The organism is Arthrobacter sp. Z1-9 (assembly GCF_054792695.1).
In genome coordinates this window covers 2,576,878-2,593,830 of record NZ_CP096456.1, presented here as the reverse complement: position 1 = coordinate 2,593,830, position 16,953 = coordinate 2,576,878, and the positions used below count along the sequence as shown (strand labels likewise).

16 protein-coding genes are annotated in these 16,953 nt (G+C 66.0%); 13 read left to right on the top strand and 3 right to left on the bottom strand.

The genetic code is table 11. From position 1 onward, the window contains the following. Positions 1–24: 24 nt before the first annotated feature. Genes atpD through M1D93_RS11980 form a run of 5 tightly spaced genes read left to right on the top strand, consistent with a single transcriptional unit; the run spans position 25 to position 6,063 of the window. A complete protein-coding gene (gene atpD / locus M1D93_RS12000; RefSeq protein WP_461171760.1) occupies positions 25–1,479 on the top strand; it encodes a F0F1 ATP synthase subunit beta in 1,455 nt (484 codons plus the stop codon). Between the two features lies 1 nt (position 1,480). Continuing rightward, positions 1,481–1,765 (top strand): F0F1 ATP synthase subunit epsilon, encoded by a 285-nt coding sequence (locus tag M1D93_RS11995; protein ID WP_461171759.1) that lies wholly within the window; start codon positions 1,481–1,483, stop codon positions 1,763–1,765. Positions 1,766–1,775: 10 nt separating this feature from the next. After that, positions 1,776–2,207: a DUF2550 domain-containing protein gene (locus tag M1D93_RS11990; protein WP_163162502.1), complete on the top strand. Its 432-nt coding sequence runs from the start codon at positions 1,776–1,778 to the stop codon at positions 2,205–2,207. 5 nt (positions 2,208–2,212) lie between these two features. Continuing rightward, on the top strand, positions 2,213–3,523 hold the full coding sequence (locus M1D93_RS11985; RefSeq protein WP_461171758.1) for an alpha/beta hydrolase: 1,311 nt from the start codon (positions 2,213–2,215) through the stop codon (positions 3,521–3,523). Next, entirely contained in the window at positions 3,520–6,063 is a 2,544-nt protein-coding gene (locus M1D93_RS11980; protein WP_461171757.1) for a bifunctional lysylphosphatidylglycerol flippase/synthetase MprF, read from the top strand. The genes M1D93_RS11985 and M1D93_RS11980 overlap by 4 nt, the downstream gene beginning before the upstream one ends. A gap of 159 nt (positions 6,064–6,222) precedes the next feature. On the opposite strand, the gene M1D93_RS11975 is transcribed toward M1D93_RS11980, so the two are convergent. Both M1D93_RS11975 and nucS read right to left on the bottom strand, forming a co-directional pair. Beyond that, complete coding sequence (locus M1D93_RS11975; RefSeq protein WP_011692441.1) at positions 6,223–6,426, bottom strand: cold-shock protein; 204 nt, start codon at positions 6,424–6,426, stop codon at positions 6,223–6,225. 317 nt (positions 6,427–6,743) lie between these two features. Next, positions 6,744–7,439, bottom strand: coding sequence for an endonuclease NucS (nucS, locus tag M1D93_RS11970; RefSeq protein WP_461171756.1), 696 nt, complete (start codon positions 7,437–7,439; stop codon positions 6,744–6,746). 104 nt (positions 7,440–7,543) lie between these two features. Between nucS and M1D93_RS11965 the strand changes: the two genes are divergently transcribed. Together M1D93_RS11965 and M1D93_RS11960 are read left to right on the top strand one after the other, a co-directional pair. After that, entirely contained in the window at positions 7,544–7,900 is a 357-nt protein-coding gene (locus tag M1D93_RS11965) for an ATP/GTP-binding protein (protein WP_461171755.1), read from the top strand. Positions 7,901–7,934: 34 nt separating this feature from the next. Further along, positions 7,935–8,735: an alpha/beta hydrolase gene (locus M1D93_RS11960; RefSeq protein ID WP_461171754.1), complete on the top strand. Its 801-nt coding sequence runs from the start codon at positions 7,935–7,937 to the stop codon at positions 8,733–8,735. Positions 8,736–8,803: 68 nt separating this feature from the next. Here M1D93_RS11960 and M1D93_RS11955 read toward each other — a convergent pair whose 3' ends face one another. Beyond that, complete coding sequence (locus tag M1D93_RS11955; RefSeq protein ID WP_461171753.1) at positions 8,804–10,114, bottom strand: AI-2E family transporter; 1,311 nt, start codon at positions 10,112–10,114, stop codon at positions 8,804–8,806. A 192-nt stretch (positions 10,115–10,306) separates the two neighbouring features. Here M1D93_RS11955 and M1D93_RS11950 point away from each other — a divergent pair, with 192 nt between their 5' ends. The 6 genes from M1D93_RS11950 (at position 10,307) to M1D93_RS11925 (ending at position 16,936) form a co-directional block, all read left to right on the top strand. After that, the gene (locus tag M1D93_RS11950; RefSeq protein WP_461175004.1) at positions 10,307–12,016 is read left to right on the top strand and encodes a hypothetical protein; all 1,710 of its coding nucleotides are present in this window, start codon (positions 10,307–10,309) and stop codon (positions 12,014–12,016) included. Positions 12,017–12,069: 53 nt separating this feature from the next. Then, positions 12,070–13,053 (top strand): co-chaperone YbbN, encoded by a 984-nt coding sequence (locus tag M1D93_RS11945; protein WP_461171752.1) that lies wholly within the window; start codon positions 12,070–12,072, stop codon positions 13,051–13,053. Beyond that, the gene (locus M1D93_RS11940; RefSeq protein ID WP_461171751.1) at positions 13,053–14,150 is read left to right on the top strand and encodes an NADH:flavin oxidoreductase/NADH oxidase; all 1,098 of its coding nucleotides are present in this window, start codon (positions 13,053–13,055) and stop codon (positions 14,148–14,150) included. The genes M1D93_RS11945 and M1D93_RS11940 overlap by 1 nt, the downstream gene beginning before the upstream one ends. A gap of 14 nt (positions 14,151–14,164) precedes the next feature. Beyond that, positions 14,165–14,452, top strand: a complete 288-nt coding sequence (locus M1D93_RS11935) for a DUF3253 domain-containing protein (RefSeq protein WP_461171750.1) — start codon at positions 14,165–14,167, stop codon at positions 14,450–14,452. A 136-nt stretch (positions 14,453–14,588) separates the two neighbouring features. Then, entirely contained in the window at positions 14,589–15,383 is a 795-nt protein-coding gene (locus tag M1D93_RS11930; RefSeq protein ID WP_461171749.1) for an ABC transporter ATP-binding protein, read from the top strand. Next, a complete protein-coding gene (locus M1D93_RS11925; protein WP_461171748.1) occupies positions 15,365–16,936 on the top strand; it encodes a transporter in 1,572 nt (523 codons plus the stop codon). Before M1D93_RS11930 ends, M1D93_RS11925 begins: the two co-directional genes overlap by 19 nt. The last annotated feature ends 17 nt before the right edge of the window (positions 16,937–16,953 follow it).

The following is a 16,953-nucleotide window of genomic DNA, read 5'->3' as shown; positions in this document are numbered from 1 at the left end:
CATCTACTGAGTGAAGTGAGAGAGATGACTGCCATTGCTACCGAACACGTAGCCGCAACGTCCGGTGCCACCGGCCGCATTGCGCGCGTAATCGGCCCGGTTGTCGACGTCGAATTCCCGGCTGACGCAATCCCGTCCATCTACAACGCCCTCACCACCGAGATTACTCTCAACGGTGTAACCAAGACCATCACGTTCGAGACCGCCCTGCACCTGGGCGACAACCTCATTCGCGCCATCTCCCTGCAGGCTACCGACGGACTGGTCCGCGGTACCAACGTGGTGGACACCGGCGCCCCGATCTCCGTGCCTGTTGGCGACGGCGTCAAGGGCCACATCTTCAACGTCCTGGGCCAGCCCCTGGACGTTAAAGAGTCGGAACTGAACATCAGCGAACGCTGGCCGATCCACCGCAAGGCACCGAACTTCGCCTCGCTTGAGGGTTCCACCGAGATGCTGGAGACCGGCATCAAGGTCATCGACCTCCTCACCCCGTACATCAAGGGTGGAAAGATCGGCCTGTTCGGCGGCGCCGGCGTGGGCAAGACCGTTCTGATCCAGGAAATGATCACCCGTGTTGCCCGCAACTTCGGTGGTACTTCCGTATTCGCCGGCGTGGGCGAGCGTACCCGTGAAGGCAACGACCTCTGGGTTGAAATGGAAGAGGCAGGCGTCCTCAAGGACACTGCCCTTGTGTTCGGCCAGATGGACGAGCCGCCGGGAACGCGCCTCCGCGTGGCCCTGTCCGCCCTGACCATGGCGGAGTACTTCCGCGATGTGCAGAACCAGGACGTGCTGCTCTTCATCGACAACATCTTCCGCTTCACGCAGGCAGGTTCCGAGGTTTCCACCCTCCTCGGCCGCATGCCTTCGGCTGTGGGCTACCAGCCCAACCTGGCTGATGAGATGGGTCTCCTGCAGGAGCGCATTACCTCCACCAAGGGCCACTCCATCACCTCGATGCAGGCCATCTACGTTCCCGCGGATGACTACACCGACCCGGCACCGGCAACCACCTTCGCACACCTCGACGCGACCACGGAACTTTCCCGTGAAATCGCCTCCCGTGGTCTGTACCCGGCTGTTGACCCGCTGACGTCGACCTCACGAATCCTGGACCCCCAGTACATCGGCAAGGACCACTACAACACGGCTGTCCGTGTGAAGCAGATCCTGCAGAAGAACAAGGAACTCCAGGACATCATCGCCATCCTTGGTGTTGACGAACTGTCTGAAGAGGACAAGATTGTGGTGTCGCGTGCACGCCGCATCCAGCAGTTCCTCTCGCAGAACACCTACACCGCCAAGCAGTTCACCGGCGTCGAGGGCTCCACCGTTTCCATCAAGGACACCGTCGAGGGCTTCACCGCCATCTGCGACGGCGACCTTGACCACATCGCGGAGCAGGCGTTCTTCAACGTCGGCGGCCTCGATGACGTTGAGCGCCAGTGGGCCAAGATCCAGGAACAGACCAAGTAATATGGCTGAGCTTGAGGTTGAGATTGTCGCAGCGGACCGGTTCATCTGGTCCGGAGCGGCCAAGATGGTCAAGGCCCGCACCAGCGATGGTGAAATCGGAATCCTGCCCGGCCACTCGCCCCTGCTGGCGATCATGGCCGAGGGTGAACTGGCCATCCAGCCGGTGTCCGGTGACCGCATTGCCGTGGATGTTGACGGCGGATTCTTCTCCGTTGACAACGACCGCGTGGTTATTGTTGCTGACAACGCCCACCTGGGCGGCTCGGCTACCGCTGGGATCCGCTAGCACCAATTTGATGGACGCACCGAGTCTTCCGTTCATCGCCATGGCAATCGCCTTTGGATTGCTGATCTTTGCACTGTGCCTTTCGGGGGTGCGCCGCTTCAATCTGCGGCGTGCCCTCGGCACGGTGGACGCCTCCATTTGCATGGCTGGAAACAGCTGGCAGATGGGGGTTTGTCGTTATCAGGACAACGACCTTGAGTGGTTCCGGCTGCTCTCATTGAGTGTCCGGCCCAAGCACAAGTTCAAGCGGCACTCGCTCGAACTGCTGGGCCGCCGCAAGCCCACCGAAGCCGAGGCAGTCAAGGTCCAGCCCGACGTCGTGATTGTTGAATTGCGGTATGAAGGGCAGGACCTCCGCCTTGCCATGAAGTTTGACGCCTATGCCGGCCTCTCGTCCTGGCTTGAGGCCGGGCCGGTCATCGGCGTGGGTACCTGGCGCTAGCCCGCGTGGACTGGTTCTTCGATCTCCGGCTCACCGACGGCCCGGTGTACTGGCTTGCCCTTGCCCTGGGCGTTGCGGGTGCCGTGTATCTCGTGGCCCCGCCCCCACAGCATCGCCGGCTGCGCTGGTTCTTCCACGTCATTGCCGCTGCCGCCCTGGCCTTCGCGCTGGTGGCGACGGTCCACTGGGCCCTCATCAACGTCTTCTCCGTATTCCCGGAGAACATTCCGGATCCGGTCCTGCTGTGGGTGGTGCCCGGCGCCGCCGCCCTGATCCTGTTCCTGCTCCGGCTGCCCCGGAGCAACTGGCGCCGCCGTGCCGCGGGCCTGGTGGCAGTGCTCCTGGTGGCGGCCCTTTCCTCCGTCCAGATCAATGCCTACTTCGGGCTCAACCGCACGGTGAGCGACCTGTTTGGTACGTCGCTGGCCCGGATCCCCGTCCTCGAGCCGGACCTCACGCGGCAGCCGGGGGAGGCCGACGGCGTTCCGCTCCTTGGGTGGGCACCGCAAGGTGACATGCCGGACGGGGGAGTGCTCCGGAAATCTGTTATTCCCGCCGCCTTGTCCGGCATGAACACCCGCGAAGCCTATATCTACCTTCCACCCGCCTACTTTGCGCAGAACCGCCCCGCCCTTCCCGTCCTGGTCCTGGTGGCCGGCCAGCCCGGCGGGCCCGCGGACTGGCTCACCGGGGGCACCCTGCAGGCCCACATGGACTCCTTTGCCGCTTCCCATGGCGGCGTTGCCCCGGTGGTGGTGGTACCGGACCCGAACGGCTCGCAGTCGGCCAACACCATGTGCATGGACAGCCGGATAGCCAAGGCCGATACCTACCTGTCCCGGGATGTGCCCGCGTGGATCAGCTCCACTCTTGCCGTTGACACCAACCACAACCGATGGGCCATCGGCGGATTCTCGTTCGGCGGCACCTGCGCCCTGCAAATGGGAACCCGGCATCCCGGGCTGTTCCCGTCCGTCCTCTCCTTTTCCGGGGAAGCCGAGCCGGCCATTGCGAAGGAGCGGCAGAAAACCATCGACGCCGCCTTCCCGGGGGACCCGAATGCGTTCGAGCGGCAGACGCCCCTGGCCATCATGAAGGAACGCCGGTTCGAATCCAGCGCGGTGTACCTGACGGCAGGACAGGATGACCCGGAATTCGTGGCGTACCTTCACACGCTGGCCACAGCTGCCCGGGACGCCGGCTTCACGGTGCGCGCCCACGAGGTGGAACACACCGGACACTCGTGGGACACGTCCTCGAAGCGCATCGCAGACGCGCTGCAGTTCCTGGCCGACAGGTGGGGACTTCAGCAATGACCTCCGTGAAACAGGTGCCTACAGCGTCCCTGGCTTGGACAACAGTGGGACGCCCGGCGTGGGACCGGATCATCGCCTCCCTGAAATCGATGCCGTTCTCCATGGCAGTGCTTGCAGTGTTCCTCGCAGCAGGGGCAATCACCGGCAGTTACCTGGCGGGGCCGCCCGAGCAGTTGCTGGATGTGGCGGGAGTGAGCGGACCGGGGCTGCGCGAGGGCAACTGGTGGTCCTTGTTCACCAGCCTCTTCTTCGCGACCAACCCGTTGGCCTATGTTGCCGCGTCCCTGATGATCCTCCTGTTGCTGGGCCTCGCCGAGCGCAGGATGGGAACACCCGCGGCGGCCGGGTTCTTCTTTGGCGGCCAGTTCGCTGCCGTCACGCTGTTCCTGCTGCTGACCCAGCTGGCCGGCTTCGTGGGTGACGGATGGCTGGACCGCATGGCCGACGACATCCTGATCGGCCCCTATCCGGCAATCCTGACGGCGGCCCTCGGGGCCAGCGGCAGGCTGCCGGTCCTGTGGCAGCGCCGGCTGCGCACGGGCGTGCTGTCCATCTCGCTTCTGCTGGTGCTCTACGTTGGGCATGCGGAGACGGTCATCGGACTGCTCGGTGCCGTCCTGGGACTCCTGGCGGGCTGGTGGATCCAGGGCGACCACGGCCACCTGCACCGGCACCGGTCCACGGGCCGGGAGACCCGGAACCTGCTCGCACTCACCGTGGCCGTTTTCGCGGTAGGCCCCATCCTCACGGGCATTGCGCGGGCGCCCACCGGCCCGCTGGCGCTTTTGCGGGACGTCGTCCTTAATCCCATGCCCACGCTTAGCCAACTTGCCTTCAACTGTGGTGCCACGGTGGAGGCATCCTGCCTGGAAGCCGGCAGGGCGGGCTTTGCCGGGCCATTCGGCCTCGCCCTTGCCGTGGTTCCGGTGGTCCTGCTGCTGATTTGCGCGGATGGAATGCGCCGCGGCCGGCGGCTGGCGTTGAACATTGCCCTCGCAATCCAGCTCGCCGTCACGGGGCTGGCCGCCGTCTACCTGGCATTGTTCGCCCTGGTGCCGTCCCGGCTGCAGGGCCCCACAGCTCCACCGCTGGGATCTGCCTTTGCCCACGTACTTCCGTTGGTGGGCGTTCCACTGCTGCTGGCAGCGCTCCTGTGGTTCAACCGGCGGCAGTTCCGCGTCCAGACGCTTCCTTCCGCACGGCGGATGCTGGCATTGGTGGTGGGAGGAACCTGGCTTGTCCTTGCCGGCTCGTACGCAGTGGCCTGGTTCTGGGCGGGCGGGTTAGCGCGCGACGGCGGCCTGCTCGGACTGTTCGCGGAGCTGGCACGGCAGTATGTACCTGTTCCCATCCCTCAGCACTACCACCGCGTTTTCGCTGACCGCAACAGCGTGGAGGCTGTCCTTTTTGCCTACTCCGGTCCCGTGTTTTGGGTGATTGCGCTGGCGGCCGTGTGGTGGGCGCTGCTGGGCGGACATCATGGCAACGACTCCGGGCGCCAGGACAGGATCAAGGCACGCAACCTGCTTCACCAGGGCGGCGGACCGCTGTCCTGGATGGCGCTCTGGGAACCCAATACGTACTGGTTCAGTCCGGATGGCCTTGGCGCGGTGGCTTTCCAGCGGCACGGCAGCGTGGCGCTGACACTGGGCGGAGCCTTTGGTCCGGCGCAGGGCCAGAAGGAGGTCACCGCGGGGTTTCTGGCCCACTGCAGCCGCCAAGCCATGATCCCGGCGCTCTACTCCTGCGACGACACACTCTGGCCCATGCTCCAGGAGCGTGGATTTTCACGGGTTGCAGTGGCTCAGGAGACACGGTTGGCCATTCGCGAACTCGAATTCAAGGGCAAGGAATGGCAGAACGTCCGCACGGCGCTGAACCGTGCTGCAAAACTCGGAGTCAGGGCTGTCTGGGGATCATATGAGTCGCTTCCCGCGGCGCTGCGCTCACGGCTGAGTGAAGTCTCCGAGGAATGGGCGGCCGGAAAAACGGTCCCCGAGATGGGCTTTACCCTCGGCGGCATCGATGAGCTCGATGATCCGGAGGTCCTGTGCTGCCTCGCCGTTGACGAAGACGGCACCGTCCAAGGAGTGACCAGCTGGCTGCCCGTTTACGACGGCGGGACCCTGGTCAGCAGGACGCTTGACGTTATGCGCCGGGGCGCCGAGGGCTTCCCGGGGGTGATGGAATTCCTGATCGCCTCCGCGGTGCTCGAGCTGCGCACGTCCGTGGAGGTCATTTCCCTCTCGGGCTCTCCGCTGGCCAGCGTCCCCGGAACCGGTGGCGGTTCCGGCGGGGAGGACCGGGCGGATAACCTGGTCCGGATCCTTGACCTGGTGGGGCATGCCCTGGAACCGGTGTATGGATTCCGGTCCCTGGCGGCATTCAAGTCGCGCTTCAAGCCGGAGTACCGTGCACTTTACCTGTATTACCAGGATCCGCTGCACCTGCCCGCTATTGGCCGCGCATTAACACGCGCCTACTTGCCCGGGCTTTCCCTTCCGCAGGGCGCGCGCCTGGTGCGCAAATTGGTGAAGTGAACTCTTTCTATTAGCACCAACAATGCGCGCTCCGGCCAAACAAAACCGCCGGATGGGGCCGCACGACGGAACCGGCAATTCAACAAAAATGGTCCCCGGCATAATTGCCGGGGACCATTCTTTCGCTGCCGGACACATCACGTGGCCGGGCGGCGGGGACTAGACCAGCGTAACGCCGGTTGCCTGGGGGCCCTTGGCGCCCTGACCGATTTCGAACTGAACACGCTGGTTCTCGTCGAGGGTCTTGAAGCCACCGGTCTGGATCTCCGAGTAGTGCACGAAGACATCACCATCGGAATCATCCGGGGTAATGAAGCCGAAGCCCTTTTCAGCGTTGAACCACTTGACGGTTCCCTGTGCCATTTTATTTCTCCTCATTGTGGAACTTGTTTAAGATCGGCACACCTCGTGCCGGCCTTGGTCACTCCGCGAGAAGAATCCTGGATTGCCTGTCCGGAAAAGGGACCTGCGCTGCAGGAGCTTCGCGCTCGCAACATGTCTTGCGAGCATGAAAAACACCTACACAAAGACTGAGATAAGAATTTCACGCTGCCCGGCGGAGGTCAACGGTTTGGACAGGGAATCGGATAAATTTTGGGTTAAAAGACGGTTAATTCAGCTGGTCAGAGCCCAATTGGGGGCAATTGAAGGCCCGGCGGGACCGCGGGGGACCGGCGATGTCAGAACAGCCGGGACCCGCTGTCATCCACACCGCGCATCGCATCGTAGTCAAGGGTGACGCAGTCGATCCCGCGGTCGTTCGCCAGGACCTTGGCCTGCGGCTTGATCTGCTGCGCGGCGAAGATGCCCCGGACGGGGGCCAGCAGCGGATCGCGGTTCAGCAGTTCAAGGTACCGGGTGAGCTGCTCCACGCCGTCGATGTCGCCACGGCGCTTGAGCTCAATGGCCACGGTGGCGCCGCCCGCGTCCCGGGCCAGGATGTCCACCGGTCCGATCGCCGTGAAGTACTCGCGGCGGATGAGGGAGAAGCCCTCACCGAGCGTTTCAATCTGTTCAGCGAGGAGCCGCTGCAGGTCCGCCTCCACACCGTCCTTGATCAGGCCGGGATCAACGCCGAGGTCATGGGAGGATTCACTGATTTTCTCGTGGATGTTAATGATCAGCCGGTCGTCCGTCTTGGCCGACTGCACGGTCCACTGCTCAACGACGCCCAGCTCCAGGTCCACGTCCTCGGGGGAAGAGACCCGCAGCGTGGCCGGCGGGCTCATCCAGTTGAGCGGCTTGTAGGAGCCGCCGTCCGAATGGACCAGGACAGAGCCGTCAGCCTTGACCAGCAGGAGCCTGGTGGCAAGGGGGAGATGGGCTTTGAGCCGGCCAACGTAATCAACAGAGCATCGGGCTATGACAAGTCGCACGCCGTACAGACTACCGTCTGGTGCCGCCGGCCTCGGCCCGTGCACGTCGTGCAGGGGTGGAAGTCAGGGTCCGGCGGGGTCCTGTGCTGGGGCAGAATGGATGCATGCCGCGATCCAACCGTCCCCGCCGTCCCGTGTCCGGAAAAGCCGGTGCCGGTGCGGGCAGGGCAGCCGGCAAGAAGGGAAGCGGCGAAGGTCCTGAGCTTGACCTGGAACGCGCCAGGGCAGGCATCGCCCGGCGGGAAAGCGCTCCCGACGGCGAGTGGATGGTCCGCACCATGACGGCCAGGAACGCCGAAAAGACGTATATCTGCCCGGAGTGTTCCACTGCCGTTCTGCCTGGGGTTGCGCACCTGGTGGTCTGGAAGGACGACCACCTGTTTGGCGCCGCGGCGGGGCTGGCGGAACGCCGCCATTGGCACACAAACTGCTGGATGACCCGCAGTTACCGGTACCGGTAGGGGCCCGGGCGCAGCTGTCGCTAAGCTGGCAGGCATGACTTTTGATCCGGCGTCGTATGAATTCAGCCAGTCCACCGGTCCCGCTCCCATCCGTGCCGCCACTGTCCTGCCCGCACGGCGCGAAAACGTGGAGCTGCAGACGGAGGACGGCCATACCCTGGTAGGCGAACTGGCGCTGCCGGAGTCCGGGCCCGTGAAGGCCACCCTGATCACCCTTCATCCGCTGCCCACGCACGGCGGATTCATGGATTCCCACGTTTACCGCAAGGCCTCCTACCGGCTGCCGGCCCTCGCCGGGATCGCGGTGCTGCGGTTCAACACGCGGGGCACCGAATCCCCGCGGGGTACCAGTACGGGGGCGTTCGAGGAGGGTGTCGGTGAGCGGCATGACGTGGAGGCGGCGGTCCGCTTCGCCGTCGAACGCGGCCTGCCCAACCGGTGGCTGGTGGGCTGGTCCTTCGGCACGGAGCTTGCCCTGATGTACGGGGCCGCCGAGCCGGTCGCCTCGCAGATCGAGGGCGCCGTGCTGCTGTCGCCTCCGCTGCACCGGGCCAAGGACGCCCATCTGCGGCAGTGGGCGCAGTCCGGAAAACCGCTCAAGGTGCTGGTGCCTGAGCACGATGACTATCTCCAGCCGGAGGCCGCAACAGCCCGCTTCGGCCTGGTGCCCCAGGCGCGCGTCGTGGGTGTCAAGGGCGCCAAGCACCTGTGGGTGGGGGAGAAGTACGCGGGGCGCGTGCTGAACGAGATCGTCGAAGAGGTCACTGAAGGCGGCACCGGCGGCACCGGCCTGCCGCACGAATGGGACGGGCCCGTGGCCACCGCCCCGGCCTAGGCCGGAAAGACCAGACGAAAGGCCCAGGCCGGAAAAGGCCAGGCCCGGGCAGCCTTAGCCCCGGTGGGTCAGTGCTTGTCCTGCCGCACGATGTAGATTTCGCGGATCAGCAGCAGGACAGCGGCCGCCGTGGGAATGGCGATCAGGGCGCCGAGGACACCGAGCAGGCTGCCGCCGGCGATGACGGAAATAACAGCCACCGCTCCCGGCACCGCGACGGCCTTCTGCATAATGCGCGGGGAGATGAAGTAGGCCTCGAACTGCAGGTACGCGAAGTAGCACACGGCGTAAACAGCGGCGGCCTGCCAGCCTTCGGTCAGCGCGATGAGGACTACCAGCACTCCCGCAATCAGCCCGCCGACCAGCGGGATAAAGGCGAGCAGGGCCACCACAAACGCCAGCAAGAGGGCGAAGGGGATCCCCACGATGGACATCACGATGAAGGCAAACGTGGCATTAAGCAGGGCCACGCAGGCCTGCCCAATGACGTAGTTGCCAACCGAACGCGTGATCTCCTCGGACAAAGCCTCCACGCGGGCCCGGCGGGAACGCGGTGCCAGCCGGTAGCCCCACTTCTTCATGGCCGGCAGGGCCGCCAGGAAGTACAGGCTCAGCACCAGGACAATCAGGGTGCCGAACAGGCCGTTGGCCACCGTTGAGCCAAACGTGACCACGCCGCCGAAAATCCCGCCCACGGCAGCAGGGTCGTTAACGAACTTGTCCAGCTCCTCAGTGAGCCGGTCGCGGACGCCGAACTGGTCGTCAAGGCTGCGGAAGAACTCGGAATCGATGAAGTCCCGCACCCAGATGGGCGCCTGCTGGACAATCTCTGTTACCTGCCCAACGATTGTGGGGATCAGGGTGGCAAAAAATCCGACGACGGCGCTCACCAGCACGGTCACGGAGACCAGTATTCCTGCCGGGCGGGGGATCTTCCGGCTCTCCAGCCAGCCCACCACCGGCTCCAGGCCCAGGGCGATGAACAACGCCGCAACGATCCACAGCAGCAGTTGCGTGGTGTTGGATCCGATCCAGTAGACAAGCAGGGCCAGCCCCACGCCCACGGTGCCCATAAAACCCATGTAGAGGGGATGCTGCGGCGACATCCGGGGCCCGGGATCACCGAACTGGGGCTCCACCTCGCCGGGCTGGTGGCCAACCTGGTTGTCCTGGTGGAAGTACTCCGGCGGCATCTCGAAGCGGAGCCTCGGCTGGGCCCCCGGCAGCGGCTGGCGAAGGCGGCGTACCACCAGTCCGAGGGCTGCAGCCGCGGACCCCCTCCGGCGTACCGGCACAGGGTCCTGCTGAGCGTTCGCCGAACGCTCAGCGTCCGCCGGATTCTCGGGTGCCGCGGAGGACTCGTCCGTCTTGTCAGTCAATGGAATTTAGGGCCTGTCCGGTGCGTGGCGCCGCTGGCGCGGGCCGGTGTGATGATCATCGCAAACACTATCAGCAGCCTTGTCAACACCCGCGGAGGGGTCCGTCCCGCAGGCAGCGGAAAGCGCGTATCCGGCGCTGCAACAAAGGCCCTGGGTAACCAAACCGTTACTATTGAAGGTAAACCCCCGCTGATGATAGGTGTTCCCTTGCGTTTAAAGACTGCAGTCGCACTCGTGCTGCTCGGCCTCCTGACACTGCTGGCCGGCATCGGCCAGAGAACCATCTGGGCTCCGTCCGAGACCTTCACGGCCGCTGCGCCCGCTGATGCCGAGGCGGCGCCGCTGACCGTCATAGACCAGAACCTGCGCACCCTGCATGGCGGCACCGTCAAGATCAACGTTGAGGGCGACGGCAACTTCCTGCTGGCGGCAGGGCGCCCCGATGACGTGGACGCCTGGGTAGGCCAGGCGGCCCACAACACCGTCACGGGGGTATCGGAGGACGGCAAGGCCCTTCAGGTGGAACACGCCGACGGCGAAGCCACCGCACCCAGCCCCGCCGGCTCCGATCTTTGGGTTTCCACGGAGAACGCCAGCGGCCAGCTCGAGTATTCCTGGACGCCGCCCGCCGATGGCGACTGGACCCTCCTGCTTGCCGCTGACGGGACCCAGCCTGCTCCAGCTTCCATCTCCATGACGTTCCCGAACGATACCTCCACGCCGTGGGCCATTCCCCTGATGGTGCTGGGCTCTCTCCTTATCCTCGGCGGGATCGTGCTTGCCCTGCTTTCCTTGCGCAAGCGCGACGGTGAAGGCGACGGCAGGGGCAGCGGCTTCGCCGAGCGTGCCCCTTCCAAAACCGAGGCGCGTTCATCCTCGCGTGTGACCATGGTGGCCGCCGGAGTGGTTGCTGCAGCTGTCGTGGCCGGAACGGGCGCCGCCGCGAACGCCACCTCGCCGGCGCCTGAGCCTTCCCCGGGTTCGTCATCAACGGCCCCGGCCGCGCAGGAGCAGTCCGGTTCGCCGGTGCTGCTCGATGCCCAGGTGCGCCGCATCCTGGAACAGGTTTCCAGCGCCGCTGACGCCGGCGACGCAGCAAAGGATGCAGCGAAGCTTGCCGACCGCGTGGGCGGGACCGAACTCGAAGTCCGGACGCAGAACTACAAGATCCGCTCGCAGGTGGGATCCTACGAGGCGCGCATGCCCGTGCGTTCCACCAAGCTCCTCACCACGGTGGTCACCAGCAACCGCGACTGGCCCAGGTCCGCCCTCGCCGTGACCCAGGGCGAGGGAAACGTGGTGCCGCAGCTGCTGACGCTCGTGCAGGCCTCTCCTCGGGAGAACTACAAGCTGGTGGAAACGAATCCGCTGCAGCCTGGCACCACCTTCCCCACCATCAACCGTAACGGTACGGAAACGCTTGCTGCCGGTGACAAGACCGGGCTGCTGTACAGCGGCGAAGAGGCCATGTCCGGCCTCGCCGACCGCCTCACCTCCGCAGACTCCGCCTTCAAGGACAAACTGGTGGAGGGTGAGTCCTCCCCGTACATCGCGGACACGCTGTCCTACCAGGCCGAGGTGGTCAAGGCAGGCGAGAACGGTAACTTCTCCTTCACCCACAAGGTGGTTCCCGAAAGCACAGTGGTGTTCCGCACCGCCGACGGCGGCGCGCTGGTCCTGGGCCGGATCAATTTCGGCTTCGAGGGGACGCCGAAGGCTGCCGGTGACAAGCTCACCATCGGTGACGATGCCGCGGCTCTCGCCGGCGGCAAGGAAACCACCACCGGCATGGTCCTGAACTTCGCCGAGTCCATGGCGGTCTACGTTCCGCCGGCAGGCTCCACCGACCCCATGAGGCTTGTGGCCGCCACCCGCGGCCTGGTGGGCGCCAGCTTCAAGTAAGAGCAGTATCTGCAGTACCCCCGGCAGCGGCCGGAGTGGCTAGAGTGGAAAGCATGAGTTCGCCAGCTTCCCGCCCAGTCCCTCCTGCCGCTGCCAACCTGCTTAACCTGCGCGGCGCCGTCGACCTTTCCTCCCTGAAGCAGCGCCCCGCCGCCGCGGCCCCGGCTGCGCCGCCGGTGGGGACGGAAACGCCCGGAGGGGCGCAGCCCGGCGCCGCTCCCGAACTGGTGGTCAACGTGACCGAAGGCAACTTCCAGCAACTGGTGGAGTTGTCCGCGCAGGTGCCGGTGGTTTTTGCCCTGTGGGCTTCCTACTCGCCCGAGTCATCCACCATGCTGGACGTCCTGGAACGCGTGGTGGACAGCTATGGTGGCAGGCTGGTTCTCGGCGCCGCGGACATTGAAGCGTTCCCGCAACTGGCCCAGGCGTTCCAAGTGCAGGCCGTGCCTACGGCCGTTGCCGTGCTGAAGGGCCAGCCGGTGCCGCTTTTCCAGGGCGGTGCCGATGAACAGCAGGTCCGCAGCCTTTTTGACGAACTGCTGAAGGTGGCCGCAGCAAACGGCGTGACCGGCAGCCTTGGCGGCGGCGCTGCCCAGCCCGGGGAGCCTGAACCCCTGCCGCCCCTGCACCAGGCCGCTTTTGACGCCATTGAAGCCGGTGATTATGCGGCGGCGGCAGAAGCCTACCGGCAGGCGCTGAACGAGATGCCTGCCGACCACGAGGCGAAGGCGGGGCTGGCCCAGGTGGAGCTGATGGAGCGTCTCCAGCCGCTCACGGGCGCGGACAGCGAAGCACTGCGGGAGCAGGCGGCCAATGAGCCGGACAACCTGGAGGCACAGTTTGCCGTTGCTGACCTGGATATTGCCGGCGGCCATGTGGAGGATGCGCTTAACCGCCTGGTTAGCTTCATCGGCAGGAACTTCGGACCCGAGCGCGAGACCGCCCGGGTCCGCCTGCTCGAGCTGTTCGACGTGGTGGGCGCGGCCGATGAACGCGTAGCCAAGGCCCGGCAGGCGCTCGCGAGGGTGCTTTTCTAGTGTCCGCGCTGTTCGAGCCGCTGAAGCTCCGCTCGCTGGAGCTCCAGCACCGCGGTTGGGTCTCGCCCATGTGCCAGTACAGCTGCGATGCCGACGCCGCACCCGGCGTTCCGCACGACTGGCACCTGATGCACCTGGGTTCCTTCGCTGCCGGCGGCGCAGCACTGATCCTCACCGAGGCTGCCGCCGTCAACCACGAAGGCATGATCAGCCCGCGCGACGCCGGCCTCTACAACGATGCCCAGGCCGAGGCCTGGCAGCGGATTACGTCCTTCGTGCACCGCCACGGGGCGGCGGAGGCAAAGATCGGCGTGCAGCTGGCCCATGCGGGCCGTAAGGCGTCCACCTACTGGCCCTTCTCCGGCAAGCACGGCAGCGTCCCGGAGTCCGACGGCGGATGGACCACGGTGGGGCCCTCGCCGTCGGCGTTTGACGGCTATGCCGAACCCGCGGTGATGAGCGTGGAGCAGATCGACGGAGTGATCAGCGACTTCGCTGCCGCCGCTGTCCGCGCCGTTGATGCCGGCTTCGATACGGTGGAAATCCACGGGGCGCACGGTTACCTCCTGCACCAGTTCCAGAGCCCGCTGATCAACACGCGGACCGACGCCTGGGGCGGGGACGAGGCGGGACGGAACCGCCTGATGCTTGCCGTGGTTGATGCGGTGCGGTCTGTCATTCCGGACTCAATGCCCCTGCTGCTGAGGATCTCGGCCAGTGACTGGGCCGACGGCGGGGTGGACCTTGCGGCCTCGGTGCGGCTGGCCCGCGAAGCCGCGCAGCACGGTGTGGACCTCGTGGATGTTTCCAGCGGGGGAGCCGTTGCCCATCAGCAGATCAAGGCGGGTCCCGGTTACCAGACGGGCTTCTCCGCCGCCATCCGCAGGGACGCGGGCGTGCCCACCGGAACGGTGGGCCTCCTGACCTCCGCCGGCCAAGCCGAGCATGCCGTTGCCACCGGGCAGGCCGACGGGGTCTTCATTGCCCGGGCGGCACTGCGGGATCCGCACTGGTGGCTTCGCGCGGCCTTCGAGCTGGGACACGACATCCAATGGGCGCCGCAGTACGAGCGTGCGGTGCCCCGGCGGACCTTCTGAAAGCCGCGCACAGGATGATTCAGGGGCGGCGCGAAAAAGGGCAGGACGCTGGTGACGGGGTGGACAGGCAGCTGGAAGCGGCCATCCTGGGACTTTTGGCTGCCAGGGCCGCTACGTCCACCATTTGCCCGTCGGATGCTGCCCGTGCTGTGGGCGATGAGAATTGGCGCGACCTGATGGAGCCTGCCCGCAGGGCGGCCCGGCGGCTGGTGGATGCCGGCGAGGTGGAGATTACCCAGGGCGGTTCGGTGGTGGATCCCGCCACGGCCAAAGGGCCCATCCGGATCCGCAAGGTGCGCTAGAGAGCGGCAGCCCGGTGGGCAGGTTCCGGCGGCTGCTTTCCAGGTCCGGCCTCGCCGGCAGAAGCGCCCTCTACTCCCTGGACGGTACTCCTGCAGGAGGACCCCGCTGCCGCAGCCTGAGGACTAGTCTGGCATCATGACTGCTCAGCAACCAGATCCGGCGCCGCCCGCCGGTCCCGTGGCCGCACTGTCCATCCGGGGACTCGCCAAACGCTTCGGCGAAAAGATCGCGGTGGACGGGATCAGCCTGGACGTCCCCGCGGGCTCCTTCTTTGGGATTGTGGGCCCCAACGGCGCCGGCAAGACCACCACGCTTTCCATGGCTACCGGGCTGCTGCGCCCGGACTTCGGCACCGCCGTCGTCCACGGCGTGGATGTCTGGGCCCGGCCGCTGGAAGCCAAGCGGCTGATGGGGATCCTGCCGGACGGCGTACGGCTTTTTGACCGGCTGACCGGCGAACAGCTCATCACCTACGCCGGTCTGCTGCGGGGAATGGACAAGGACGTGGTGGCCAGCCGCGTGGGGGAGCTGTTGGCAGCCCTGGACCTGTCGCAGGACGCCGGCACGCTGGTGGTTGACTATTCGGCCGGCATGACCAAAAAGATCGCCCTGGCGTCCGCCCTGATCCACGCGCCCAGGCTGCTGGTGCTGGATGAGCCCTTCGAGGCCGTGGACCCTGTCTCCGCATCCAACATCCGCTCCATCCTGGACAGCTACGTGGCCTCCGGCGGTACGGTGATCGTCTCCAGCCATGTGATGGACCTGGTCCAGCGCATGTGCGACCACGTGGCGGTAGTGGCCGGCGGCAGGCTGCTCGCCGCAGGAACCGTGGACGAGGTGCGCGGCGGCGCTTCCCTGGAAGACCGGTTCGTCCAGTTGGTGGGCGGCCGCAGCCACACGGAAGGGCTGGAATGGTTGCGCACCTTCTAAGGCTCAAGCTCACCCTGCTGCGCAACGGTTTGCGCCGCAGCCCGTGGCAACTGGTGGGCATGGCCTTCGCGGGGCTTTACGCGCTCAGTGTTGTCGCCACCCTGGTGGTCGTCCTGGTCCTGCTTCGCCAGGCGGAACCCGAGCTGGTGTACACAGCCGTGGTGCTCGGCGGCTCCGCAGCTGTGCTCGGCTGGGGAATCATTCCGGTGGTGGCCTCGGCCACGGACATGACCCTTGATCCAGCCCGCTTCACCACGTTCGCCGTGCCCATGAAGCAGCTGCTGGCAGGCCTGGCGCTGGGCGGGCTGATCGGCATTCCGGGCCTGGCCACAGCCCTGGTGGCGCTGTCCACGGTGGTGACCTGGTCCCGGGGCTTCCTTCCGGCGCTTGCAGCTTTGGTGGGTGCAGCGCTGGGAGTATTGATCTGCATTGTGCTGTCCAAAGTGGTGACCACCGCAACGGCAAGCCTCGCGTCGTCCCGCCGCTTCAAGGATGTCAGCGCCGTCGCATTTATGGTGCCCCTCGTCCTGCTGGGCCCGATCGTGGCGGGGGTGGGAAGGGGGATCGCTGCCTCGACCGGCTTCCTGCCCGACTTCGCCCGGACGTTGTCCTGGACTCCACTTGGTGCCCCCTGGTCCCTGGCGGGGGACATCGAGGCAGGCCGGCCCGGCGAAGCAGCGGCGAAGCTGCTCCTTTCCGTTGCGGTGCTGGCCGGCCTTGCCTGGTGCTGGAAGCTGCTGCTGGAACGCGCTTTGGTCAGCCCGCCCTACTCCGGCAGGGGCAAGCGCAAGGGCGGCAAGCTGGGGCTGCTCGGGTTGTTGCCCGCTGTTCCTGCCGGTGCCGTGATGGCGAGGGCGCTGACGTACTGGTTCCGCGACCCCCGGTACTCCGGCTCGCTCATTGTGCTGCCGCTCCTTCCCGTGGTGCTTGTCTTCCAAGGCAGCCAGGCCGGCGACTTCAGCACCCTGGCGCTCCTGGCGCCGCTGTCGGCATTCATCCTTGCCTGGTCCATCTCCGCTGACGTGTCCTATGACAACACCGCCTTCGCGCTGCACCTGGCCAGCGGCGTCCGTGGCGTGGACGACAGGCTGGGCCGCGCGCTGGCCTGCCTGGCCTTCGCACTGCCGTTGGTCCTGGTGTTTGCCACAGGGGCAGCTGCCTTCACCGGCGGCTGGGACGCCTTGCCCGGCCAGCTGGGACTGAGCCTGGGGATACTCTTCACCGGGCTGGGATTGTCCTCCGTGGTCTCGGCCCGGTACACGGCGGCGGTTCCCCTGCCGGGCGACAGCCCCTTCAAGAAGCCTCCGGGAAACGTGGGCCAAACCCTTGCCGTCCAATTTGCCGGACTGGGGGTCCTGCTGGTCCTGGTTTTGCCGGAGGCAGCCCTCCTGGTCGCGCAGCTGGTGACCGGCAACGCCCTGTTCGGCTGGCTGAACCTGGCCGTCGGGCTCCTGTTGGGAGTGGGCCTGTTTGTGGCCGGTGTCATGCTTGGCGGGAAATGGCTGGACGGCCGGGGTCCCGAGCTGCTGGCCCAGGTCACCGTTAACCGCTGAGGCTCAGAACCGCTGAC